Raw genomic sequence first — 24,774 nt, 5'->3', positions numbered from 1 at the left:
ATACAATCAATAAAGTCGATTTTTGAGCAGATTTTATTCTTTCAGATGTCATTCTCGGAACTTTCCTTAGTATTATTTGTATTTTTATAAGTAGTAGTATACTCTTTTCTTGTTAAAAGAGTTAAATATTGTATTATGAAAAAACTTATTTACTCTCTCTCAATACTTTTCTTTTTGATTGGTGGCAGTTTCCATGCTCATGCTTCTCAAATATGGGTACAGAACAATACTTTTCTTTATCCGGGTGTGGGCAGTTATGTAGAAACAAACATACAGATACCGGGCAGAATGCTTACCTATGTTGAAAATGAAAACGGCAATTATCAGGGCAGCCTTGAGATTACGATGCTTTTTAAAAAAGACAGTTTGATTGTTAATTACGACAGATATATTTTGCATAGCCCGGAATACGAAAAAGAGGATACAAAAAGAAGGAGCCTATTAGATAAAAAGAAGTTTATGCTCGACAAAGGGGAATATACTTTTAAGGTCCAGATAAATGATGTAAATAATCGTGAAGCAGTTCAACTAGAATGGAGCGAGCCTTTAGTTGTTGATTATGCTGATAAAGAGGCTTTTTATATTTCAGACCTCACTTTTTTAGAAGCTTTTGAACAAAGGGGCGAGCTTGCTGATAGCGATGACCCCTTTATTAAAAACGGTGTTTTTATGCAGCCCCAGATTGTTAATTTTTTTCCGGGGGATTTAAATCGTTTACAGTTTTATGTTGAGTTGTATAATGCTGAAAAGGCTTTGGGAGATGATTTTTTAATAAGTTATTCTATATTGAGGCAAAATGGAAATTTGGTGCCTGATATGAAGCGTGTGCGCAGAATGAGTTCATCGCCTTTCCATGGTTTGTTAGGTGCTTTTAACATAAGTAATCTGCCATCAGGGAATTACAATTTACTGGTAGAAGCCAGAGATAGAAATAATGAGGTTATAGAAAGTCAAAAAACCTTCTTTCAGCGGAGTAATCCGGATATGAGTCAGGAAAGATTGCTGGCAAGCAGTTCATCTGACTTAGGAAATACTTTTGTGGGTAAGTATAATAAAGAAGAGATGGCGTATTTATTGAGAGCCATGCTTCCAATTGCAGAGATAGGTGAAGATAATCAAATGAGAAACCTTATTCGCGAGCCCGGCCTGGAAAGGATGCAATTGGTACTTTATAACTTTTGGAGAGAAAGAGATGCATCAGATCCGGAACAAGCTTTTAAAAGCTATATGGAAGAAGTGCAAAAGGTGAATAACAGCTACGGCACAAATATTGAATACGGTTTTGAAACTGACCGCGGTAGGGTTTATCTGCGCTATGGTGTGCCTTCGAATATGCAAAGAGCTCCGAGAGAACCCGGTGCTATGCCTTATGAAGTCTGGAATTATTATGCTATGGATGACGGGCAGACTAATGTTCGATTCATTTTTTACAATCCCGATTTGGTTTCCAATAATTATGAGTTGATTCACTCTACAGCCAGAGGTGAGACTTATGACCCGCGTTGGAGAATGAAAATTTACAATTCTTTCCAGATGACTGAAGGTGGAAGTGATTTAGATAGGGAAAGCTTTAGAGATCATTTTGGTTCAAAGCTTGAAGATTTCATTAGAGAATAGAAAAAGTTTAATTTTTTAGAAATACTTTTTCGTTTTGCACAAAGCGAAAATTGTTGTCACTGACTCTCAAAATATAAATTCCTGTTGAGAACTGATTAAAAAATAATTCGTGATAATCTGAGTCTGTAACATTGAAGTCGGTCTTATATAAAACCCTACCGGAAAAATCAATTATTTCTGCCGTAAATTTTGATGCACTTTGCGGCTCTGAAAATTGAATAGCCAAATATCCTGAGAGGTCGTTTAATATTTTAATTCCTGATGAATGACTTACGGAAGTTGTCAATCCGGTCGTCTCACCATAAACAGCCTTGAATGCATTTACCCTTCCAAAGCCGGCTTCGAGGCTATGTCCCGGTTTATCCGAATTTTGAAAATAATCATAATCTTCCGAGTGAACTTTATCTGCTGTACTTAAAATTCGGTCTTTTATATCTGTCGCAGTAAAATTCGGGTTTGCCTGTAAAACTAAAGCTGCAATTGCACTTACAACGGGAGCTGCCGCAGAAGTCATATGAAAAGCTACATAATCATGACCTGTCAAATATCCGTTATTACCTGAAAAATCTGTTGTAAATACACATACACCCGGCGCTATGACATCCATATAATTTCCGTAATTACTTCCCCATGAAAAGTTAGGCAAATCCCAACTGTCATTGACCTGCTTCAAGCGATCGTCCGGAGCAGAGGCTCCTACGCTAATAATTTCACTCATGGAAGCAGGAAATGGCAAATTTACAGAGTCGGGAGTTGCAAGATTACCATATGAAGAAACCATTACTGTGCCTAAAGGCTGTCCATTTAAAACTCTACCGTTAGCATATAAATTTTTTATAGCAATTTCTACCAATTCACTCGAAGAGTGGTAGGAAAAGCTCATGTTCAGAATATCAAGATTAAAGTGATCCGGGCCTACCTTATCTAACACTCTCAATAATGAAATTTCAGAACCGTCAACTAATAGCGGGATTATTTTAGCCTGATGAGCTATACCTGCCGAGCCTTCATTATTATTTGCATTTGCAGCAATAATTCCTGAAACAGCCATTCCATGCGCGCTGGTATTGTGCGTAAATGAATGTTCATTATATGGAGCATTTTGAACACCATCCCAACCTTCTAAAAAACGTTCTGACATATCCGGATGAGCAAACTCAAAACCATCAAAATCTATTACTCCAATCTTTACCCCTTCACCGGTTATATTATTTTCCCAAAGCTGTGAGATCCCTAAGTCAATATCTCCCAAATAAGTATCTTCATAACAGAAAATCCTTTGTCCGTTATTTATAACATACCAGGAGTTTCTCAGATAAAAATCATTAAACATATCGGGACTGAATAAATCTATCCGATTGGGATAAGCTTTGATGCCACTACCGGCATACTTCATATTGATAAAATTTATAGCATTTACGGTTTTAATTATATTTTTCTCTTTCTGATTTAGTCTTAAAACCTGAGGATTCTGCTCATTGGAACAATTTTCACAATTCAGATTATATTTTTCAAAAAACGCTTCAGTAGCTTCCTTGTCCGGTTGATTTTTCTCATCAAAGTATAAAAACAGATGATGGTCTATATGATAAACGGCCGGCTTATCTTGCTCTTCGGAAATAATAATCTTTAGAGATTTGTTGTTCTTTAAAGGAGTTTCATTATTTAATAAACTTTCAACATTAATAATTTCAGCTGATATTTTTTTTTCACCATCAAACCACACTAAATTATCGCTTTGTAAAGAAAAAGCTCTTGGTAAAAAAGCAAAACAAAGAAAAAGAGCGGCTAAAAAGTATTTTTTGTGCATAAAGTCAACTGTTATTTGAAAAAATTATGTATATATGCTGATTACGTAATTCGCCGCTATAGGTTACATGAAAGTAAAAACTTAGCCAACACATTGCATTAGTTTTATATAATTAAATATCTTCGAAAAAAAAATCAATGAATAACATAGACAAGCGTTATCAACTGGCTAAAAAAGTAACTTTTTACTTACTGGCTGCTATTTTGTTTTTATATGCTATTATTGCTGTCAGGAATTTTTTATATCCTATTGCCTTTGGTTTTTTACTGGCTTATCTTGCCTATCCCATTGTTAACTGGTTAGAAAAAAAGAGAGTCCCCAGAATTGTAGCAAGTTTTATCACCATTATAAGCACGCTGGCAGTATTTGGAGGAATCGCAATATTTGTAATTGCAAAATTTGGTCCCTTCGCTGAAAAATTACCGGAAATGGTTGAATTAGCAATGGCAAATTTGATTGATCAGTTATCCAGATTCGGTTCAGCATTTGGTCTGAACCCGGATGAAACCAAAATTTTTGTAGAGAGTAAGATTGAAGATCTTATGAATACAGGTGATAATTTCTTCGGTGATGTTTTCAGCACAACAGCAAATACCATATTCACTTTTGCCATTCTTCCTGTTTATATTTTTTTATTTTTATACTACCGCACAAAGTTTGCTTACTTCATGTTTAAAATTACACCTAAAGCCCGCAAGGCTGACTTAATTAATATACTCAGACAAATTTCAAAAGTTTCTGCTCAGTATTTATGGGGTGTTCTTATAGTAGTTTTAATTTTGATGATTATCAATACAGTAGGCCTTACTATCGTTGGTGTAAAGTATGCACTTCCCTTAGGAATTATTTCTGCCTTATTTAATTTCATCCCTTATTTCGGAACTTTACTGGGAGGTGCTGTTCCACTTTTATTTGCCATTTTAGTTGAGAATGATATTGCCTTAGCTTTTAAAGTATTGATACTCTTTATCATTATTCAGTTTATTGAAAACAATATACTCACACCAAATATAGTCGGCAGTAATGTGAAGGTAAATCCATTTTTTATTATAACCGGTCTGGTGGGAGCAAGTATGGTTTGGGGTATTCCCGGCATGTTGTTAATTGTACCTTTTCTGGCTATTTCAAAAATTGTTTTTTCACATATCGAATCTATGAAGCCTTTTGCTTTCCTCTTAGGAGAGGAAGGTACGGCCAAGCATGCTATTCAGTTTAAAAAATTACAAAAGTATTTACCTTTTATAAAAAAAAGTAACCCAGACGTTTAAGACTTTTTAAATAAATTATTTATAAAAATATTTGAACTCTCAGTTTAGTTTTTTAGTTTTGAATATTAAACAAACTAACATGAGTTTTATAAAACGAATTGGATTTTTATCGGCCTTTTTAATTACAGCTTTATTCTTTATCGGGATGAAAGCCGGCGGCGGATACACTTATATGGGGTTTTTATTTGCTTTCTTCGTATTACCGGCATTGGATTTGCTGGTCGGGAAAGACAGTGAAAATGTAGACGAAGGTTCTGTATCTGAAGAATCTAAAAAGTTTTACTATCGCTTTATCACCTATTTGTGGGCCTATATTCAGGTGTTTGTAGTGATCTTCTCCTGTTATCAGGTTACGCAATTAAATTATAATCTTTTTGAGTGGACAGGCTTTATTTTGAGCTTAGGGACTATGACCGGTGGCATTGGGATTACAGTTGCGCATGAATTAGGTCATAAAAACACAAAAATAGAACAGTTTTATAGTAAGGTTTTACTTATGACAGTCAGCTATATGCACTTTTTTGTGGAGCACAACCGCGGCCATCATGTACATGTAGCTACACCTAAAGACCCGGCAACAGCAAAATATGGCGAGTCTTTTTATCGGTTTTGGCCGAGAACTGTTTTTGGCAGTTATTTTAGCGCCTGGAAAATTGAAAATAAAAGACTTCGAAAGAAAGGCCTTTCCCCTTTTTCAATTTCCAACAGCATGATATGGTATACAATTTTACCCTTTGTTTTTTGTGCAGCACTTACTACTTTATTTAGCTTTTTAAGCGGTACTTTCCAATGGGCTATCCCGATTTTATTCTTTAGTCAAAGTTTTGTTGCCATTACCTTACTGGAGTTGGTAAATTATATAGAACACTACGGAATCACACGTGAAGAAATTGAACCCGGAAAATATGAGCGTGTAAAACCAATTCATTCCTGGAATGCCAATCATCTGGTTAGTAATTTTTTTCTTTTTCAGCTGCAAAGACATTCCGATCATCATGCTTTTGCCAATAGAAGATATCAGGTTTTGAGACATTGGGAAGAAAGTCCTCAGCTGCCGGCCAGCTACCCTACAATGATAATTCTGGCTCTTTTTCCACCACTATGGTTTCGGGTAATGAATAAAAAATTAGATAGTTGGAAGGAAAAGTATTACAGTCAAAAAGTAGCTTAATACTAAAACTTTTCTAAAATTTGAGTGCTTCGGATACGGGTTTCCTTATCGGTTTCAATATAATCCAAAATAGATGGTTTGGCTATGAAGGGCATCTCAGAAAGAGCATTTTCAACTGTTTCAGCTATTTGTAAAAATTTAATTTTCCCTTTCAAAAAGGCATCAACTGCCACTTCATTTGCAGCATTTAATACACAGGGCATATTCCCACCTTTTTTCATGGAGTCAAATGAAAGAGACAGATTTTTAAAGGTTTTATAGTCCGGTTTTTCAAAAGTTAAAGAAGGGTAATCTAAGAAATTAAAACGCGGATACGTATTTTCAACCCTTGCCGGGAATGTGAATGCATACTGTATGGGCAACTTCATATCCGGCAAGCCCATTTGCGCTTTCATGGACCCATCTTTGTATTGTACTATTGAATGAATTATAGATTGTGGATGAACAATCACATCTACCTGTTCGGGTTTTAGCTTGAAAAGCCAACGAGCTTCAATCACTTCCAGGCCCTTGTTCATAAGTGTTGCTGAGTCTATGGTAATTTTTGCTCCCATTTCCCAGTTGGGATGTTTGAGAGCTTGCTTAACTGTAACTTTTTCCAAGTCCTGAATACTTTTACCTCTGAAAGGACCACCGGAAGCAGTTAGATAAATTTTTTCAATTGGATTATGCCATTCTCCTGCCATACATTGAAAAATAGCAGAATGCTCTGAATCTACGGGTATGATATTTACATTTTTCTCTGCGGCTGCCTGCATAACCAATTCTCCTGCTACAACCAGCGTTTCTTTATTTGCCAGTGCAATATGCTTCCCTGCTGAAATTGCATGTAGAGTCGGTGCTAATCCGGCATAGCCGACCATTGCTGTTAAGACTATATCTATACTTTCAAATTGAACACATTCATTTATAGATTCTTTTCCGGCATAAACTTTCACATAAGTATCGCTCAAAGCCTCTTTAACATAATCATATTTATCTTCGTCTGCTATGACGACCATATCCGGTTGAAACTTCCTTGCCTGAGCAATCAGTAAATCAGCATTTGAGCCGGCTACGAGCAAACGAACTTCAAACAAATGATTTTGTTCCTCTATAACTTCTAATGCCTGCGTACCTATTGACCCGGTAGAGCCAAGAATAGCAATATTCTTCTTTGTCATATTTTAACTATGGTTTTATCTCCCATTTTTCGGTCACAAATTTGTCAAGCTGTTCTGTAATCTCTCTTGAATTAGACAGTCGCTGAATCTTATTTTGCCCCCCTAACTTACCTATAGATTTCATGTATTCTCTAAAGCTGTTTTCCGGTAAAGCAAAAACTTTTAACGGGCTTAAAATACCACTTCTAATCAGATCATCATAATATATATTTTTCTCCCGCATTTTTTCGTCCAGTCTTTTCACAAAACCTTCCTTATCATCAGGCATTTGACTAAACTCTACATACCATTCGTGGCAAGGCTTTTCATCTGACTGATTCATACGAGGTGCAACAGTAAACTCATTTACAGCTGCTTTTTTTTCGGCTGTCATTTGCCCCATAGCCCATTCTACTTCGTCTGCAATAACATGCTCTCCAAAGGCTGAAATATAATGTTTGACTCGGCCGGTAACTTTTATTCGATAAGGTTTTGTTGAAAGAAATTTTACGGTATCTCCCAAGCTATAACCCCATAAACCGGCATTATTATTTATAACTATAGCATAATTTACATCTGTTTTCACATCCTCAAGTTGAAATCTTTCCGGGTTTTCATCATGTATCTGATCTAAGGGAATAAATTCAAAAAATATACCTGAATTTACATTTAGCAACAATCCCAGTTCATCTTCTGCATCCTGAAAAGCAATAAACCCTTCTGATGCCGGATATGTTTCAAGCGTATCGATTTTTTTTCCAATAAGTTCTTCCAACGCATCTTTATACGGATCATAATTAACTCCTCCATGAGCCAAAACAGAAAAATGCGGGAATAATTCAATTATTTTCTTACCACTACGTCTCATCAACACTTCAAAATAACTAATAATCCAGGGAGGAATTCCGGAAATTAAACGCATATCTGCACCCAGCGTTTCATCAGCCGTCTTTTCCATCTTTTCTTCCCACTCTTCTATGCAGTTAGTTTCGTAGGAGGGCAAACGGTTTGCTAATAAATAAGAAGGGACATGATTATGGACAATTCCACTGAGACGACCGGTTTTTATACCACTAACGCTTTCCATTTCAGGACTTCCGGACAAAAACATCATTTTACCGTCTAAAAAACTACTGTTTCCGGTACGGTTAATATACATTATTAATGATGCTCTGGCTGTATTTATGTGATTCGGTATTGAATCTTTTGTAATTGGAATATACTTTGCTCCGGAGGTTGTGCCTGAGGTTTTAGCAAAATATGACGGTTTCCCGGGCCATAAAACATCACTATCGCCCTTTTTAATTTTTTCTATATACTGTTTAAAATCTTCATACTCCCGGATAGGAACATTCTTTTTAAAATCTTCATAGTTTTTGATTGATCTAAAATCATGTTCAATTCCAAAATTCGTATTCCCGGCCTCCTTTACTAAGCTTTCAAACACCTTTTTTTGGCAATCCAAAGGGTTTACCCGGGATTTATTAACCGATTTAGCCATTAAATGAACAACAGGTTTTGCTAAAAGTGATTTTACGCCCATAATTTTAATTAGAATACTTTTGATTGAATATACGCTAAAATATAAATTAATCCCTTTTTTCTCTCAAATTAGACCTATTTTAAACAGCTATGGATAAAAGAAAAAATACTGCTTAATTATTGTATCAATTCTTTTATACAGCGAGCTTATTAAAATCAACAGATATTTTATATTTTTAGGCTTTACTAAATGCACAATCCTCTAAAAATATATATTTAACATATAAAATTAACAAACTCTACGCATGAAACATACATATATAATTATTTATCTTTTATTTTTCATTCTTCCTGGCGGAATATTCGCACAAACTGCTTCAAAAGATACTACTCATGTCCGGGTTCATGATAAAGTAGACATGACCTGGTATGGAAGTTACAATCAATTTGCAGAGTTTCCGGATGGGTCTCAAACTTATGAAAAGATTATATTAAAATACACCATGGGTTGCGCCTCTAATGGTTGCAGTGACTGGGATTATACTACTAACATTTATATAGTGCCTGATTTCTACACAGACTCATCCGTCAGTTCTTTTGATACAATACAAACGAACCCCCTGATAGTAGATACAAACTGGAATTATTCCATAGCCGGTACAGAATATGAAATTGCCAGAGCTATTACTCCTTATGGCGGGTATATGGCTAATAATAGTCAGGGTTATAATAATGACTGGGAACATACTTTTTTATATGATGTTACTGACTATGCTCATATGCTGAAAGACAGTGTTTATGTAAAAGCCTTTTATTCAGGATGGTCCAGTGGATTTAGTGTTACTTTGGATTTTGAATTTATAGAAGGTATCCCGCCCCGCAACGTCATAAGCATTGACAATGTATATATGGGCTCTTTTTCATATCATGATACTCAGGATTTTCAGGATAATGTAATGCCTCCAAAAACAATGAGCATTTCCGAGGATATGAAAACAGCTAAGCTGAAAGTCCTGCCCAGCGGGCACGCTTTTGACAATAATTTGTTTTGTGCAGAATTCTGTGTACTGGATTATTTCATTTTTATTGATGGAAATTTTCAGTTTAGCGAAAGCATGTGGAGAGATGATTGCGGATTAAATAATGTGTATCCACAAGGTGGCACCTGGTTACTGGACAGGGCAAACTGGTGTCCGGGAGACAAGGTTTTTCCTTTTGAACATGAAATTGGTTCTTTAGTGACAGCCGGAGAAGATGTTGAAATTAATTTTGATGTAGAACCTTATACCTGGACAGGTCCTCAAACACCGGTTCATATTGTTACTGTACAGTTGATTCAGTATGGAGAACCTACTTTAAACCTGGATGCCGAATTATTGGATATCCTTAAACCCTCGAATCATGACAGGTATATGAGAATGAATCCAATTTGTGCAAATCCGGCTGTAAAAATAAGAAACAGAGGAAAAGAAAGCCTAAACAGTCTGCTAATTGAGTACGGCATTGAAGGAGAAACACCCTGCTACTATTTATGGGAAGGTTCCCTGGAGTTTTTAGAGACAGCAGTTGTTGAACTCCCAAATTTTAATTGGCCGGAAGACAGCAATCACTCTCATATCTTCTATGCAGAAATTTCATATCCGAATAACAAAATAGACGGCTACGACGCTAATAATTTTATGAGCACTCCATTTGAGACTGTTCCTGTATTACCGGATGAGTTTGTGATCAATATGCGCACCAACCAAAGACCGGAAGAAAATGCTTTTTTTATACTCAATGATGCCGGAGACACCGTAGTTCAAAAAACACAGTTTGATGCAAATACGGTTTACAATGAAACTGTTCAACTTGACCCGGGCTGTTATACCTTTTTGCTGACAGACTCAGGGAAAGACGGATTGAGTTACTGGGCAAATCAGGCTCAGGCAGGGAGTGGATTTATCCGGTTCAGAAACACCAATAACTCTTTATTGAGAAGCTTTAATCCCGATTTCGGAACAGAAATTCGCTACAACTTTACAGTCGGAATTCAAGGTGGAAACAGTGGCTTTGAATGTGAAAAACCGGAAATAGAAATTTCTTCAATTTTTGAAACAAGTCCAACTGAAAGATTGAACATTTTTCCAAACCCCAGTGATGGAATTATTAATATTCAGAGTAACAACCTTGAGTCATTTAACGGTATAATGCGCTTATACAATTTAAACGGTAAAAAATTAATGAGTCAATTTTTGGACATTCAAAAATTTGAAAACAAACAGGTGAATGTTACCGGACTTCCGGATGGCATGTATATACTTGAAATTCAGTCTGAGAAAGATATTTTTCAGCAAAAGTTAATTATCCGGGGTGGCTACTAAATGACTTTCTTTTCTACCCCAGGCAGTTAAAAAGTATTTTCTTAAATCAGATGCGGAGACACTAAAACTCCCAACTTCCTGATTAAAACTGATGGGATAAGGCTGATCGGGTTTGTTTTTCAATATTTTAAAACTAAAAATAAAATCTGAGTAATCTCCCATAAAGCCCAGATAGCTGCCAAATCGTAAGTCATTGAAAACTAAATTTCCTTTTTCATTCGTGCTAATATGATAATATCCTTTTGAAAACCATAAAAGTTCACCTACAGCATAAGAATCTTTTATCTCTTTAATTTTGTGCTCATTTCTTGGAATAAAGTGAAATTCAATATCACGGGCTGAGCCAAAAAGAGAGTGATAGCCTTCATAATAACCATCTTCAGTTTCTATCAATCCTCTCCAAAAGAAAGAGGCAAAGGGACCGGGGAAAGTCCTCATCCGCTCATATTGAATATTGTCTCTTTCAATAGCTGAATAAAAGGCCTGCATTGCAAAAAGTTTAAATACTACCGTCAGCATCAGGTAAGAAAAACTAATTCCAAGTACGGTATAATTGATTTTCGTTCTTTTTGTACGGGCTCTTTTAGATACCAATATATAGATAATCCCAACCAAAAGCGGAATGGTAAATAAAGGATCAATGATAAAGATTGTATTTAGCTCAATGGCATATCTGGAGATTGGGTAGAAAAACTGTGTTCCGTAACCCGTCATTATATCTATGAGTGGATGTGAAATAATCACCGCTACAAAAAACCAAAACCATTGCTTTAGCGGGACCTCTTTATCTTTATTTTTCTTATATGCCCAATAAGCTAAAAAAGGAGCCAGTAAAAACGGAAAAAAGATTGAATGGGTAAATCCCCTGTGGATACTTAAATAGTCAACCGGATGTAGAAACAAACCAAATAAAACATCTAAATCAGGTATAAATGCAGCCAGAGCACCATATACAGGCGCTTTGTTTCCTATTTTTTTTCCTAATAAAGCCTCTCCTACTGCGGCCCCAACAGCCATGTGTGTTATCGGATCCAATTTTTATATATTTTGCCTTTCTAACAGTAAAAACCTAAAATAGATTATCAAACTTTCGTTTTATTTGATAAAAGTTTTTTAGCTAATGCGTCAAACATATGCGGATTTTTATCAATCAAACCTCTGTATTGCGGGTCGACAGCTAAACTATCTTCCAGAATTATAAAACATGTACTCAGCATATCTTTAGTTTTAATAGCTGTAGCACTTTCCAGTAATTCTCCTTTATTGCTGATAAACTGAATTAATCCATGAGCCATAAACCAAAGACATTTGGCTATTACATCCGCATTTGCACTATCTTTAATTGTTCCGTCCTGAATACCAATTTCAATATTTTCAGCTAAAATTTTATCGATATTTAACAAAGCTTTTGCATTTTCATCGTCCATTTTATATAAATCTATGCTTACATAAAGTGAAAGGTAATGGTAATAATCCGGGTAAGTAGCTGCAAAATTAAAGAATTCGTAACCGATAGCTCTTACTTTATCTGCTCCTGTATTAAAAGACGAAGCTGCTTTTGTGAGCATGGACTGACATTTTTCATTCCCCTTTTTGGCAATTGCAAAAATCAGTTCTTCCTTGGATGGAAAATAAGAATATAAAGTTGCTTTGCTGCAATTTGCGAGAGTAGCAATTTCATCCATAGTTGTCTGGGCAATACCCTTACTAAAGAAAAGCTTTTCAGCAGCTTTTACAATTTTGGTGATTGTTGACTCTTTTGCTTTTTGCCTTTGACTTTTCAATTTTATTTACATTTTATATGGCATCTCTATTCCCAGTAGATCAAAAGACTTTTTTAGTACCTGTGCGGTAAATTCAGACAAAGCCAGTCGAAATTGCTTTGCATCTTCATTTTCAGCATTTAAAATAGAAAAAGCAGAATAAAATCCGTTAAATTCCTTAGCCAAAGTGTATGCATAATGACAAATCACAGAGGGATCAAGGTTTGCACCGGCTTCAGATACTTTTTCCGGATATAAATAAAGCAAACGGAGCAACTTGCGTTCCCTGTCAGCAGGTTTATAATCATTCAAAAGATTGGCTTGTTGCGGCTTTTCCTTTCTCAGCACTGATTGTATTCTGGCAAAAGTATATTGAACAAAAGGACCCGTTTGCCCCTGAAAATCAATTGATTCCTGAGGATTAAATAACATTCTCTTTTTTGGATCGACCCGTAAAATAAAAAACTTTAATGCCCCTAAACCTAAAATTTTATAGAGCTTTTGAGCTTCATTATTATCAAAGTCATCCAGTTTTCCTAGTTCTCTGGTATAGTTTTCGGCTGTTTGAAACATTTCCTGTAATAAATCATCTGCATCTACAACGGTACCTTCCCTCGATTTCATTTTACCCTCTGGCAAATCTACCATACCATAAGAAAGATGATAAATGCCCTCAGCATATTTTTTACCGATTTTTGCTAAGGTTTTTTGCAAAACTTTGAAGTGATAATCCTGTTCGTTGGCAACAACGTAAATACATCTTTTTATTGGAAAATGAGAAAAACGCTGCTCGGCAGTACCTAAATCCTGAGTTACGTAAACGGAGGTTCCGTCTTTTCTGAGTAGAATTTTTTCATCCAGGCCTTCATCTGTTAAATCCACCCAAACAGAGCCATCTTCTTTTTTGATTAATGAACCGTTTGCCAATCCTTCTTTTACTATTTCTTTTCCCAAAAGATAGGTTTCAGACTCGTAATAGTGTCTGTCAAATGAAATACCAATTGTTTTAAAAGTTTCCTCATAGCCGCTGTAAACCCAATCGTTCATTTGCTGCCAAATAGACATTGTTTCATCATCTCCCAATTCCCATTTTCGCAATAAATCATAAGCCTCCTTCATAAGTGGTGCTTCTTTTTTTGCTTCTTCTTCCGGCATACCCTTATCTATCAGTTCCTGAATCTGTGGTTTCAGCATTTTGTCAAATAAAACATAAAATCTACCTACAAAATGATCGCCTTTTTCACCGGTATCTGACGGTTTTTTGCCTTCACCTTTATGAAGCCATGCCACCATCGATTTGCAGATTGCAATGCCTCTGTCGTTATAAATATTTAACTTTTGGATTTTTTTTCCGTTTGCTTCCAGGATTTTAATAATAGACCAGCCAATCAACATATTTCGTATATGTCCGAGATGCAGGGGTTTATTTGTATTGGGACCACAATACTCAACAGCTTCTTCAGTGCCATCGGGTGCAAAAATGCCATAACCTTCCGCATTATACTCCTTGTTTAAAAACTCCTTCCAGTAGCTGTCTTTCAAAACTAAATTTAAAAATCCTTTTATGACATTATAAGACTCTATAAACGAAACTTTTTTTATCAATTCCTCCCCTATTTCAGCAGCAGCTTCTTCGGGCTTTTTTCGGGCTAACTTCACTATCGGGAAAATTACTATCGTAAAATCACCTACAAATTCATCCGGTGTTTCATTGACTATGACATCAGATACGGGAAAATTTGCATTGTATTTAGCTAACACACATTCCGAAAAGGCCTTTTTTAAAATCAGTCCCGCTTTATCCATTGTTTAATTTTGATTTTTTTTCTTAAAAAATATTTCAACAGGCTTCAAAATTATTACTTTTGAGGTAACTAATAAAGCAAGCTACCATATATATAAAAACTTTGTGCCAATTCTGTATTTTAAGAAATGCTCCTTTTATTAAAGATTTAGAAAAAAAATGAAAAATAAATACATAGACCTGATTGAACAGACTTTCTATTTTCCTCAAAACGGATTTGAAGTTAAAGACAACTATTTACATTTTCATGACCTACCTTTAAAGGATTTAATTGAAGAATACGGAACTCCGCTTCGGATAAGTTTTTTACCGAAAATCAGCAGTCAGATTCAAAAGGCAAAAACACTTTTCAACAATGCTATAAAAAAGGTCAATTATGACGGCAAATATATTTATTGCTACTGCACCAAAAGCAGTCACTTCTCATTTGTTATAGATGAAGTGCTGAAAAATGATGCTCATCTGGAGACTTCATCTGCTTTTGATGTCGATCTTATAATGAATCTTTACAGGAAAGGAAAAATTGATAAAAACATATATATTGTAAGTAATGGTTTTAAGCCGGAAGCTTACACAGACAAATTAGCAGGTTTAGTAAATGATGGTTTTGAAAATATCATTCCTGTTTTAGACAATATGAATGAATTGAATGCTTATGAGCAAAAAATTCAAAAAAATTGCAAAATAGGAATTCGAATAGCAGCAGAAGAAGAGCCAAATTTTGAATTTTATACATCCCGATTAGGTATACGGTATAATGATATCCTTAAATTTCATGAGGAAAAACTGCATAATCACCCTAAGTTTAATCTGAATATGCTGCATTTCTTTATAAATACAGGAATTCGTGACTCTACTTATTACTGGAGTGAATTGCATAAAGCCATCAAGCTCTATGTAGAATTAAGAAAAAAATGTCCTACGCTAAACCGTCTGAATATTGGTGGTGGAATGCCTATACAGTACTCCCTCGGCTTTGAATTTGATTATGCTTATATGATAGAAGAAATAGTAAGCCAGATTCAATCAGCCTGTAAGGAAGCAAATGTACCCGTTCCGGATATTTTTACTGAATTTGGGAATTTTACCGTTGGAGAAAGCGGAATTATGATTTTTTCGGTATTAAGAGAGAAATTACAAAATGACAGTGAAAACTGGTATATGATAGACGGTTCACTGATGACAACTTTACCGGATATTTGGGGCATTAGCCAACGATTTATTTTGTTACCCATAAACAAATGGAAAAATGAATATCAGCGGGTAAATATTGGTGGCCTAAGCTGTGACATTCATGACTATTACAATGCTGAGGCGCATTTAAATCAGGTTTATTTACCGAAAATCAATAATTCGGAACCTCTACATCTGGGATTCTTTCATGTTGGCGCTTATCAGGATCAGATGAGTGGTTATGGCGGTATAAAACATTGCCTGATACCTTCTCCAAAATATGTGCTTGTTCAGAAAAAAGAGGATGGAAGCTTTGAACACCGACTGTTTGCGAACGAACAAACAGCTGATTCTATGTTGAATATTTTAGGTTATTAGGTTTAACGAAACTCATTAATGTTAGTCGTAATGCTGATATGGTTAGCTGCGCCGGCAATATGATACTGCCCTCTCCCATAATAAATTTGAAATCTGTTGATTCGAACTCCGGCACCGAATGAAAAACCGGCTAAACCTTTACGGGTAGATACAGCCAGTTCTTTTCTTCTCTGATGATTATACCCGAATCCAACCCGAAAACTCTGACCAAAATAAAACTCACCGCCAAAAACTAGATGACGAATCAACTCATCAGCAGCTCGCTCAATTAAAGGAGGTTGAGAAACTACCGTATCACTCCCAAAAAAAGTACCTTCAGTAGCAAAAGGATCATCATAGCGTAAACGCCAGTTTTGTAAATTATGCGCCATTACATGTAGCCTGAATGGCAAATGCTCCAACCGCTTCGTAAAACCCATTTGTATTTCAAAAGGCATGGGAATTGCCTCATTTGGCGAATAATTGATGATGTTTGCTCCTATATTTTTAAACACGGCTGAAACCATCCACATACCGGCAGTATCTTCATAGGTCGCACCGAAATCGGCTAAAACACCAAAAGAGGTATAATTTTCTATTTGCGAATAAACCAACTTTAAATTAGCTCCAAAATTATATTTTTCAAAAGGCATTGAATATCCCGCTCCCATTGACATATCAATTGCACTCGCAGTTCCTGATTTCTCACCGTCAGGCGTAGTTCTGTCTATAGTTCCGTAATTCAAAAACTGTATTCCTCCCTGAAAAACGCCTTTGTCTTCAAAATGATGTCCATAACCAACAAAGCCCCATTGAATACCCGATGGGAAAAAAGCTGAATTTACACTTAAATCCTGATGATTCTCGTTAGTCAACAATGCGGGATTATGCCATGAAAGTCCGATATCACTTTGCTCGGTAGCTATCAAATAGCCTCCGGACCAGGTAGCCCGTGCGGAGGTAGATAAATTGAGAAAAGCATTTGAGCGCTGACCACCAATTTGTGAATAAGCCGATTCGCTTATCAAAACAAAAATGAAAAAGAAATAAATTAGTCTAAATCTCATATTTATCTATAGAACATCGTAAAAACGGTGAAATTAAGGATTTATTTGAACTATGCCATTTATTCATTTTATAAAATTATCAGAAAGGGTAACCAATGGCAAGATTAAAGTTCATATCATCTAAACTCCACTTCCTGATTTGGTTAAAACGCCAGGGGTTATCTCTTTGCGCAGGATCTCTCAGCGGAAAACCAAAATCAAAACGAATTACAAAAAAATTAAAATCTAATCGGGCTCCTAATCCGCCTCCAACAGCTATTTCACGATAAAATCTATCCGGCGAAAATTCTGCATAAGGCCTCAAAGAATCTTCTCTAAGCAACCATATATTACCAATATCGGTAAATACAGCTCCCTTAAAAAATCCAATAATATCAAAACGGTATTCTAAGTTTGCCTCAATCTTTATATCGCCTGTCTGATCAAAAAATACCTGTCTCAGCTCTAAATTTTCAACATCATCCTCTTCTATATTATATCCGCCGGGACCTAATGAACGCACTCTCCATGCTCTGATTGAGTTGGGGCCTCCGGCAAAAAACTGTTTTACATATGGCAGCACTTCTGAATTACCGTAAGGAACTGCCAATCCTGCATTTAATCGCAAAACCAAACTATTGTATTCCCCCGTATTGATATAATATCGAAAATCACCTTCTGTTTTGGCATATTGAGAATATGGAATGCTAAAGATTTTTTCTCTGTCAACCTCTTCATCTATATTACTGTATAAAGACTTTACAGCATTGAGCATATTTCCTGCTATATCAATATTCCATATAAAGTAAAAAAAGTTTTCCCGACTTCTAAAGGGCTGAGTGTTCCAAATCATATTGTAATTCAAGCCTAAAATGAATTGATTACTGAAACTACTGTTTAAAAGAGGGCTTCTTTCAAGAATTTCTAAAAACGCCGGATTTGCATTTTCTTTATCAAAAGATACCAGATTAAAACTGATGGGATACAATGAGTGAAAACGCTGAAAATTCCTTCCGCGCCATTCGTAACCAAATAGAAAATTGGAGGAAAAAACGGTGTAAAAATCAAAACGATTCAGGTAATTGAAACGGGTAGTAAATCGGGTTTTAGGCCTGACTCCTCTGTAAATACTTTGTAAATTTACGGGTATCATAAACTTAGGAACCAGCAGTCCTGCTTCAAACTGAAAATCAGATGTGTTTATTAACTGAGTACTTGATTCCCAATCAAAATCAACCCCTCCGGAAACGTTGAACGACAATACCTCTGCCCCTCTGAATATATTTCTATTTCTGTATCGATACATTAATCCGGCACCAATCACCGTTTCTGAATGTGTGTTTACTTCTGCCTCAACAGACATTTCCTGTCTTTTGGCCGGGGTAAGAAAAATAAGACAATCCAATTCATTGGAGTTTGTGACTTCCTGATACCGGATATTTACAAATCGGAATATTCCCAAATCACTCAACTGAGCCAAACTTCTTTCGTATTCTGTAATGCTGTATAAGTCCCCGGGATTTATGAGGATATTGTTAATTAATGTAGCTGACTTTACATTTTGCTCTTTTCGAATAATGTAAAAATTATCCGTTTTAACCGTATCCAGCTCTAAGTTTAATTGAGATACATCCGGGTCATAATCGGGATAAACATAAATATTTCGGATTTTCATCTGCTGATGCCGTCTTTCATTCTGAGGCTGATTTACACGCAAAAGCACGTCAATTTTTTTATCGCTAACAGTGCTGTCCAAATCAAATGAAACAAACTCCCTGTTGAAATAAAAATATCCATTATCTCTCAGCAAACGCGATATGCGCTCTCTTTCTCTTTGCATAACATCAACATCAAAAGGATCGCCTGTTTTGAGCAGAGTCTGATTCATATTTTCATTAACCAGGCTTCGTATTTTTGTTGTGTCTGTCTGAAAAGCAATTTCTCCCAGCCGATACAAATCTTTTGCACGGATGGTATAATACACTGTTTTTAACCCGGTTGACTGCTTCTCAACACTATGATCAATTTCAGCATAAAAATAGCCTTTGTTCAAAAGATAGTTTGTCATCATCACCTTTGAGCGCTCAATTTTCAAGCTATCAAATTTTACGGGTGGTTCACCTATATTATTTTTTAGCCACCACCTGAAACGATTTTCTTTTCTTCTGTCAGCCAGATTATATATTTGCAGACGTATTCTGAAAAGTCCCAAAAATCTGCGATTTGGCTCAGGAATGGCAATGCTCTTCAGCTCACGGGTTAGTCCTCTTTTATTTTTTACTTGATCCGAATCAACTATTTCAACCTGATTACTTTCATGTAAATACTCCCCCTCCGATAAATAACGGGTATTACTGCAAGATGTAGAAAAAAAAGCAATTAATACAATGATGAATAAATTGATTAATATTGCCTTATAACAAGTAAAATTCATGCTGACGAATAATCTTATAAAATTTGTTAAATCCTTACAGTTAAAAAAATTCAGGGATAAAAATAACCTTTTTATTGCGGAAGGTATTAAAACCGTTGAATCATTATTTAATTCTTCTACTTTAACGTTTGAATATATTTTTATTACTCCCGGTGATTTTATTGAAAAATTACAAATTGAAAAGCAAAAACCCCTGAAAATTATAGAAATATCTGAAAATGAGATGAAAAAGATTTCAGGGCAGACAACTATAACCCCTGTTTTGGCTGTTATTCAAAAAAAAGACCCTCCAAAATTAAACTATGAAAACAACGGCCTTTATCTGGCCTTAGACGGCATACAGGATCCGGGAAATCTCGGTACTATTTTACGCATAGCCGACTGGTTTGGTGTAAAAGCACTAATTTGCTCCAATGATACTGTTGATGTCTACAACCCAAAAGTAGTACAATCATCCATGGGCTCTTTAGGCAATGTAAATTTTGTATACACTGAATTAAATAATTTTTTGAAAATCCATTTTGAAAGCCAAAGTGTTTTAGCTGCCGATGTAAATGGCATTTCAGTTTTTGATTATCGGTTTCCGGAAAAATCATTGATTATACTGGGCAATGAAGGAAAAGGAATCAGAGATTACATCCTTTCAGAAAATTACAAAAAAATCAGCATCCCGGCATTTGGCAAAGCTGAATCCCTGAATGTTGCTGTTGCAGGCAGTATCTTAAGCTCATTATGGAGAAAACAATACCCTTCTTCAAGATAAGGTAAACTTTGTTTTTTCAAAAGAATAAGCTTTCGGAGATTGTTTAAACAGTTTTTTAGTATCTCCCCACGTTTTTTCAAACAATTTACTATAACGATACTTTTCCAAAAACTCTTCTCCTTCCCAGTGGCTGTAGGTAGTAAATCCTCCGGGGACATCCTTGTTTTCCCATAATTCAAGATGCGTACAACCCTCAAAATTCCTGATTTGAGGAGCAACCTCTTCAAAAATTGATAAAAACTCAGCAGTTTTATCTTCTTCAAAAAACATGTGAACAATTCGTACTATCATTTAAAATAAATTGCGACGTCCGATTCTTTAGATAATCTCAATAAACTTGATGCCGCCCCTTTTTTTATTGCAATTACCAAATAACCCTGTTTGTCAAAATAACACATAGCAGCACCATCTTTTACATCAATAAACTGATTCTTAATACTGTCTAAAACAGTGCTTCTGTCAAATTTAACCTCAAAAGGCTTCCCCTTTCCTACTTCATTAAAAAGTTGCTGATCAATATTTGTAATCGCATTTGAATAGTGATCAATATAAACGACCTTTCCGTTAATAGAGTTTTCATGTCGGGTAGGATAAAAATCCGGGAAAGTCTCATAATCATCTATTTCCGGGTATTTTGCCGGCACTGATTTTTTTTTCAGATATTCAGCCGTAAATTCAGCAATCCTTTCTTTCACCGAAAAATTTTTATCATAAATTTCATCTATGTTTGATAAAGCATATACTTTATCCGGTTTAGAAATACCTAAAAGCGAAAAGAAACCCAAATCCGGAACTATGAAATGCTGATTTTTAAAACTGGAAAACAACAATCTGGAAATACTCCCACCCGGCAAGTTCATCAATACCATGTGAATCGTATTTTCCGGAAAATCTGAATAACATCTTTTTAAAATAAAGGCTGCTTCGGGCAATTCAAAATGAGTAATGTTATTATTTATGTTTACAAAACTAATACGCTCTTGTAAGCGTTGCAATAGCATACCTTTTAGTGAAGCCAGATAAGGTGAGCCGTCCCCGGAATCTGATGTAAAGGTAATAGTGTGCATGATAAAAGTTTTCGGTATTTTTGACAAAATTAAAAAAATATATAGCATTGAATGAAATAATACTATCGATTGAAAATATTGAACCCATAGAATTATTTGGTGTTCAAAACGCAAAATTATCTTTAATGAGAAAAGCTTTTCCACGTTTAAAGATAGTCCCCCGCGGAGATAATATCAAGATTGCCGGCAGCAATGAAGATATGGAAAAGTTTAAAAATAAATTGAATTTACTGATCGAATATTATAATAAACACGGACAAATTAATGACAGAGCAATGGAGACAATCCTTATGGATGTTCCACCAGAAACTTTAGATTTACCTGAATTAGCTGAAGATATTTTAGTTTTTGGAAACCGGGGTTTAATAATAAAAGCCAAAACGGAGAACCAGCAAAAAATGGTTAATGAGTCAGAAAAAAACGACATCCTTTTTGCCATAGGTCCTGCCGGAACCGGAAAAACATATACGGCCGTCGCCCTGGCTGTAAGAGCATTGAAAAGTAAGCAGGTGAAAAAAATTGTGTTAACCCGACCGGCAGTTGAGGCCGGCGAAAATTTAGGTTTCCTGCCCGGAGATTTGAAAGAAAAGGTCGACCCCTACCTCATTCCGCTTTATGATGCGCTGGATGATATGCTGCCTGTAGAAAAATTAAATTACTATTTAACTAACAGAATCATAGAAATTGCTCCGCTTGCTTTTATGCGTGGCCGTACTTTAGACCATTCATTTATCATATTGGATGAAGCTCAAAATGCTACAGATGCCCAGTTGAAAATGTTTTTGACTCGCCTCGGACCCAACGCAAAAAGTATCATTACCGGTGATTTAACTCAAATAGATTTACCCAGAAAAAGACAATCAGGACTTTTTAATACTATAAATATTCTGAATGAAATTGAAGGGATAGCTCAAATTACGCTTGCTGAAAAAGACATTATCAGACACAAATTGGTGAAAAAAATCATTTCAGCATTTGATAAAGATGAGAAACGAAAAGAAGAAGAAAGAGAAAAAGCAAAAAAGGCTTCTAAATATAATCAATAAACCCCTTTGAAACTATATTTTTTATGAATGAGATTTTAAAACTCAGCGGTCAAAGTGCTTTTTATCGCGGAAAAGTCAGAGATGTATATTTTATAGAAAAAGATTTGCTCGTTATTGAAGCCTCAGACAGAATTTCTGCTTTTGATGTGATTCTCCCGGAAACTATTCCCTACAAAGGGCAGGTATTAAATCAAATGGCTGCCTTTTTTTTAGAAAAAACCTCCGATATAATCCCGAATTGGCTAATCGATTGTCCTTTGCCAAATATCAGTATCGGACATCAATGCATTCCTCTGAAAATTGAAGTTGTGGTGAGAGCCTATCTGACCGGTCATGCGTGGAGAATGTATAAGGCCGGGCACAGAAGTCTTTGTGGGGTCAGCTTGCCGGAAGATATGAAAGAAAATGAAGCTTTTCCACAGCCAATAATCACTCCAACCACAAAAGCTAATGAAGGTCATGACGAGGATATTAGTGAAGCCGATCTTTTAAAAAACAACTTAGCAAGCCCTGAAGATTGGGAATATATCAGAGCCAAAGCTTTAGAGCTCTTTGAAAGAGGCACTCAAATGGCTGCCCAAAGAGGACTGATACTGGTAGATACTAAGTATGAATTTGGTAAAAAAGGAAATACTATATATCTCATAGATGAAATCCATACCCCGGATTCCTCCAGATATTTTTACCGGGACGAATATGAAAAGAGATTAAGGGACAATCAGCCTCAAAACCAACTCTCAAAAGAATTTGTCCGGCAATGGCTGATACAAAATAACTTTCAGGGAAAAGAAGGGCAATCCATTCCGGAAATGACAATAGAGTTTGTCAATATGGTTTCTGAAAGGTATATAGAATTGTATGAAAAAATGACGGATAAAAAATTTGAGAAGCAAAGTAAATTAAGCGCTGCCGAAACTTCCAAGATAGTTTCCGAAAAGATAAAAGAAATACAAAATCAATTGGTGTAGCTATTAAAATTTCTTTTTTAGTTCTGCTGCTGTAGCATGGACTTTGTCACTAAGGCTTTTTTTATAGTCTTTTACATTTTGACTTACTTTTTCATCTGAAGTAGCAATAATCTGAGCGGCTAAAATACCGGCATTCGTCGCATTATTCAAAGCAACCGTTGCAACCGGAACACCTGCCGGCATTTGCAAAATTGACAATACAGAATCCCAACCGTCCAGAGAATTCGAGGATTTAACCGGAACTCCTATCACAGGCAAAGACGTCACCGATGCCACCATACCCGGCAAATGAGCGGCTCCACCGGCTCCGGCAATTATAACCTTTAAACCGCGCCCTTCAGCTTCTTTTGCATAGCTAAACATCTTATCAGGAGTGCGATGTGCAGAAACAATATCTACTTCAAAAGCAACATTTAATGTTTTTAATATCTCAGCAGCTTTTTCCATTACCGGCAAATCAGACTGACTTCCCATAATAATTCCCACTTTTGCCTTTGTCATTTTAAACTTATTTAGATGTTACTTTAATCATATCCCTTGCCATTTCGGCTTTCTTTACGGCATCTTCCCTATTTTCTGACATAACGGTTATATGTCCCATTTTCCTCCAAGGGCGCGTCAACTTTTTTCCATATAAATGTACAAATACTCCCTGTATTTTTAATACCTCTGCCAGCCCTTCATAAACAACCTCTCCGCTATGGCCTTCCTCTCCAAGTAAATTAATCATCACAGTATGCCAAATGAAATCCGGATTCCCCAAAGGCAGTCCGCTTATTGCCCGAAAATGCTGGTCGTACTGAGAAGTATAAGCCCCTTCAATTGTTTGATGACCACTATTGTGCGGTCTTGGTGCCAATTCATTTACATATATCTCCCCGGATTTATCTAAAAACATTTCAATAGCCATTATTCCATGATAATCCAGTAATTCGACTACCTGAACAGCTATTTCACGGGATTTTTTTATTACCTCTTTGCTCAATTCAGAAGGAGCAATTAACTTATCAAGTATGTTATGCCCTTCATGAAAATGCATTTCAACAGGTTCATAGATAATCACTTCGCCGGTAGTGCTTCTGGCAGATAAAACAGAAAATTCAACCGCAATATCAACTTGTTTTTCTAAAACACTGGGCTTCTCAAATGCTTTTTCTATATCTTCCTGCTTACGTATTTTCTGCACTCCCCTGCCATCATACCCTTCTCTTCTTAATTTCTGAAAAGCCGGTAAGAAATCTAAATTATTCTTTAGATCTGCTTTTTCGTTTATTAATAAAAAATCAGAAGTAGGAATATTATTCGCTTTAAAAAAATTCTTTTGCAGCCCTTTATCCTGTATTAATTCAATTACTGCCGATGATGGAGCAACACAAACGCCCTCAGCTTCTAATCTTTTCAAACCATTTACGGAAACGTGTTCAATCTCAACGGTAACTATATCGCAATCTTTCCCGAAATCATAGACTGTATCCTCATCATTAAAAGAGTTGTTTACAA

General features: G+C 35.8%; 20 protein-coding genes. 8 read left to right on the top strand and 12 right to left on the bottom strand.

Features of this window, described 5'->3' with window-relative positions:
* Positions 1 to 135 precede the first annotated feature (135 nt).
* Positions 136 to 1,617 carry a GWxTD domain-containing protein gene (locus tag EA412_10550; GenBank protein TVR77655.1) on the top strand — a complete coding sequence of 494 codons (1,482 nt, stop codon included), beginning with the start codon at positions 136 to 138 and terminating at the stop codon, positions 1,615 to 1,617.
* A gap of 7 nt (positions 1,618 to 1,624) precedes the next feature.
* Here EA412_10550 and EA412_10545 read toward each other — a convergent pair whose 3' ends face one another.
* Complete coding sequence (locus tag EA412_10545) at positions 1,625 to 3,427, bottom strand: hypothetical protein (GenBank protein ID TVR77654.1); 1,803 nt, start codon at positions 3,425 to 3,427, stop codon at positions 1,625 to 1,627.
* A 137-nt stretch (positions 3,428 to 3,564) separates the two neighbouring features.
* Between EA412_10545 and EA412_10540 the strand changes: the two genes are divergently transcribed.
* Together EA412_10540 and EA412_10535 are read left to right on the top strand one after the other, a co-directional pair.
* Positions 3,565 to 4,695, top strand: coding sequence for an AI-2E family transporter (locus EA412_10540; protein TVR77653.1), 1,131 nt, complete (start codon positions 3,565 to 3,567; stop codon positions 4,693 to 4,695).
* Positions 4,696 to 4,774: 79 nt separating this feature from the next.
* Positions 4,775 to 5,866: an alkane 1-monooxygenase gene (locus EA412_10535; protein TVR77652.1), complete on the top strand. Its 1,092-nt coding sequence runs from the start codon at positions 4,775 to 4,777 to the stop codon at positions 5,864 to 5,866.
* A 2-nt stretch (positions 5,867 to 5,868) separates the two neighbouring features.
* On the opposite strand, the gene EA412_10530 is transcribed toward EA412_10535, so the two are convergent.
* Positions 5,869 to 7,029 (bottom strand): 1-deoxy-D-xylulose-5-phosphate reductoisomerase, encoded by a 1,161-nt coding sequence (locus tag EA412_10530; protein TVR77651.1) that lies wholly within the window; start codon positions 7,027 to 7,029, stop codon positions 5,869 to 5,871.
* A gap of 7 nt (positions 7,030 to 7,036) precedes the next feature.
* On the bottom strand, positions 7,037 to 8,551 hold the full coding sequence (locus EA412_10525; GenBank protein TVR77650.1) for a hypothetical protein: 1,515 nt from the start codon (positions 8,549 to 8,551) through the stop codon (positions 7,037 to 7,039).
* Positions 8,552 to 8,795: 244 nt separating this feature from the next.
* Between EA412_10525 and EA412_10520 the strand changes: the two genes are divergently transcribed.
* Positions 8,796 to 10,853 (top strand): T9SS C-terminal target domain-containing protein, encoded by a 2,058-nt coding sequence (locus tag EA412_10520; GenBank protein TVR77649.1) that lies wholly within the window; start codon positions 8,796 to 8,798, stop codon positions 10,851 to 10,853.
* On the opposite strand, the gene EA412_10515 is transcribed toward EA412_10520, so the two are convergent.
* Genes EA412_10515 through EA412_10505 form a run of 3 tightly spaced genes read right to left on the bottom strand, consistent with a single transcriptional unit; the run spans position 10,830 to position 14,422 of the window.
* Positions 10,830 to 11,888, bottom strand: coding sequence for a metal-dependent hydrolase (locus EA412_10515; protein TVR77648.1), 1,059 nt, complete (start codon positions 11,886 to 11,888; stop codon positions 10,830 to 10,832). The genes EA412_10520 and EA412_10515 overlap by 24 nt on opposite strands.
* A 47-nt stretch (positions 11,889 to 11,935) precedes the next feature.
* Complete coding sequence (locus tag EA412_10510) at positions 11,936 to 12,643, bottom strand: TetR/AcrR family transcriptional regulator (protein TVR77647.1); 708 nt, start codon at positions 12,641 to 12,643, stop codon at positions 11,936 to 11,938.
* Positions 12,644 to 14,422, bottom strand: a complete 1,779-nt coding sequence (locus tag EA412_10505; protein TVR77646.1) for an arginine--tRNA ligase — start codon at positions 14,420 to 14,422, stop codon at positions 12,644 to 12,646.
* 157 nt (positions 14,423 to 14,579) lie between these two features.
* Here EA412_10505 and EA412_10500 point away from each other — a divergent pair, with 157 nt between their 5' ends.
* Entirely contained in the window at positions 14,580 to 15,971 is a 1,392-nt protein-coding gene (locus EA412_10500; GenBank protein TVR77645.1) for an arginine decarboxylase, read from the top strand.
* Between the two features lie 2 nt (positions 15,972 to 15,973).
* Here the strand turns inward: EA412_10500 and EA412_10495 are convergent, their stop codons facing one another.
* Together EA412_10495 and EA412_10490 are read right to left on the bottom strand one after the other, a co-directional pair.
* On the bottom strand, positions 15,974 to 17,017 hold the full coding sequence (locus tag EA412_10495) for a hypothetical protein (protein TVR77644.1): 1,044 nt from the start codon (positions 17,015 to 17,017) through the stop codon (positions 15,974 to 15,976).
* Between the two features lie 79 nt (positions 17,018 to 17,096).
* Positions 17,097 to 19,430 (bottom strand): hypothetical protein, encoded by a 2,334-nt coding sequence (locus EA412_10490; GenBank protein ID TVR77643.1) that lies wholly within the window; start codon positions 19,428 to 19,430, stop codon positions 17,097 to 17,099.
* Here EA412_10490 and EA412_10485 point away from each other — a divergent pair.
* A complete protein-coding gene (locus EA412_10485) occupies positions 19,429 to 20,193 on the top strand; it encodes an RNA methyltransferase (protein TVR77642.1) in 765 nt (254 codons plus the stop codon). The genes EA412_10490 and EA412_10485 overlap by 2 nt on opposite strands.
* On the opposite strand, the gene EA412_10480 is transcribed toward EA412_10485, so the two are convergent.
* Together EA412_10480 and EA412_10475 are read right to left on the bottom strand one after the other, a co-directional pair.
* Positions 20,185 to 20,484 (bottom strand): antibiotic biosynthesis monooxygenase, encoded by a 300-nt coding sequence (locus tag EA412_10480; protein ID TVR77641.1) that lies wholly within the window; start codon positions 20,482 to 20,484, stop codon positions 20,185 to 20,187. The two genes, EA412_10485 and EA412_10480, sit on opposite strands and share 9 nt — an antisense overlap.
* Entirely contained in the window at positions 20,481 to 21,308 is an 828-nt protein-coding gene (locus EA412_10475; GenBank protein TVR77640.1) for a hypothetical protein, read from the bottom strand. The genes EA412_10480 and EA412_10475 overlap by 4 nt, the downstream gene beginning before the upstream one ends.
* Between EA412_10475 and EA412_10470 the strand changes: the two genes are divergently transcribed.
* A complete protein-coding gene (locus EA412_10470; GenBank protein ID TVR77656.1) occupies positions 21,302 to 22,306 on the top strand; it encodes a PhoH family protein in 1,005 nt (334 codons plus the stop codon). The genes EA412_10475 and EA412_10470 overlap by 7 nt on opposite strands.
* 23 nt (positions 22,307 to 22,329) lie before the next feature.
* Entirely contained in the window at positions 22,330 to 23,274 is a 945-nt protein-coding gene (locus EA412_10465; protein TVR77639.1) for a phosphoribosylaminoimidazolesuccinocarboxamide synthase, read from the top strand.
* A 3-nt stretch (positions 23,275 to 23,277) separates the two neighbouring features.
* On the opposite strand, the gene purE is transcribed toward EA412_10465, so the two are convergent.
* Together purE and EA412_10455 are read right to left on the bottom strand one after the other, a co-directional pair.
* Positions 23,278 to 23,775 (bottom strand): 5-(carboxyamino)imidazole ribonucleotide mutase, encoded by a 498-nt coding sequence (gene purE / locus EA412_10460; protein TVR77638.1) that lies wholly within the window; start codon positions 23,773 to 23,775, stop codon positions 23,278 to 23,280.
* 7 nt (positions 23,776 to 23,782) lie between these two features.
* The coding region (locus EA412_10455) for a 5-(carboxyamino)imidazole ribonucleotide synthase (GenBank protein TVR77637.1) at positions 23,783 to 24,774 on the bottom strand (992 nt) is incomplete at its 5' end.

It is taken from the genome of Chitinophagaceae bacterium (assembly GCA_007695095.1).
Lineage (GTDB): Bacteria > Bacteroidota > Bacteroidia > Chitinophagales > REEL01 > REEL01.
Note: the sequence above shows the minus strand (reverse complement) of the source record. Positions and strands in the feature narration are given on the sequence as shown.

Bases quoted from the DNA above. Each gene is read 5' to 3' on its own strand.
- EA412_10550 (TVR77655.1), top strand. From the start codon at position 136: ATGAAAAAACTTATTTACTCTCTCTCAATACTTTTCTTTTTGATTGGT.
- EA412_10545 (TVR77654.1), bottom strand. From the start codon at position 3,427: ATGCACAAAAAATACTTTTTAGCCGCTCTTTTTCTTTGTTTTGCTTTT.
- EA412_10540 (TVR77653.1), top strand. From the start codon at position 3,565: ATGAATAACATAGACAAGCGTTATCAACTGGCTAAAAAAGTAACTTTT.
- EA412_10535 (TVR77652.1), top strand. From the start codon at position 4,775: ATGAGTTTTATAAAACGAATTGGATTTTTATCGGCCTTTTTAATTACA.
- EA412_10530 (TVR77651.1), bottom strand. From the start codon at position 7,029: ATGACAAAGAAGAATATTGCTATTCTTGGCTCTACCGGGTCAATAGGT.
- EA412_10525 (TVR77650.1), bottom strand. From the start codon at position 8,551: ATGGGCGTAAAATCACTTTTAGCAAAACCTGTTGTTCATTTAATGGCT.
- EA412_10520 (TVR77649.1), top strand. From the start codon at position 8,796: ATGAAACATACATATATAATTATTTATCTTTTATTTTTCATTCTTCCT.
- EA412_10505 (TVR77646.1), bottom strand. From the start codon at position 14,422: ATGGATAAAGCGGGACTGATTTTAAAAAAGGCCTTTTCGGAATGTGTG.
- EA412_10500 (TVR77645.1), top strand. From the start codon at position 14,580: ATGAAAAATAAATACATAGACCTGATTGAACAGACTTTCTATTTTCCT.
- EA412_10495 (TVR77644.1), bottom strand. From the start codon at position 17,017: ATGAGATTTAGACTAATTTATTTCTTTTTCATTTTTGTTTTGATAAGC.
- EA412_10485 (TVR77642.1), top strand. From the start codon at position 19,429: ATGCTGACGAATAATCTTATAAAATTTGTTAAATCCTTACAGTTAAAA.
- EA412_10490 (TVR77643.1), bottom strand. From the start codon at position 19,430: ATGAATTTTACTTGTTATAAGGCAATATTAATCAATTTATTCATCATT.
- EA412_10480 (TVR77641.1), bottom strand. From the start codon at position 20,484: ATGATAGTACGAATTGTTCACATGTTTTTTGAAGAAGATAAAACTGCT.
- EA412_10475 (TVR77640.1), bottom strand. From the start codon at position 21,308: ATGCTATATATTTTTTTAATTTTGTCAAAAATACCGAAAACTTTTATC.
- EA412_10465 (TVR77639.1), top strand. From the start codon at position 22,330: ATGAATGAGATTTTAAAACTCAGCGGTCAAAGTGCTTTTTATCGCGGA.
- purE (TVR77638.1), bottom strand. From the start codon at position 23,775: ATGACAAAGGCAAAAGTGGGAATTATTATGGGAAGTCAGTCTGATTTG.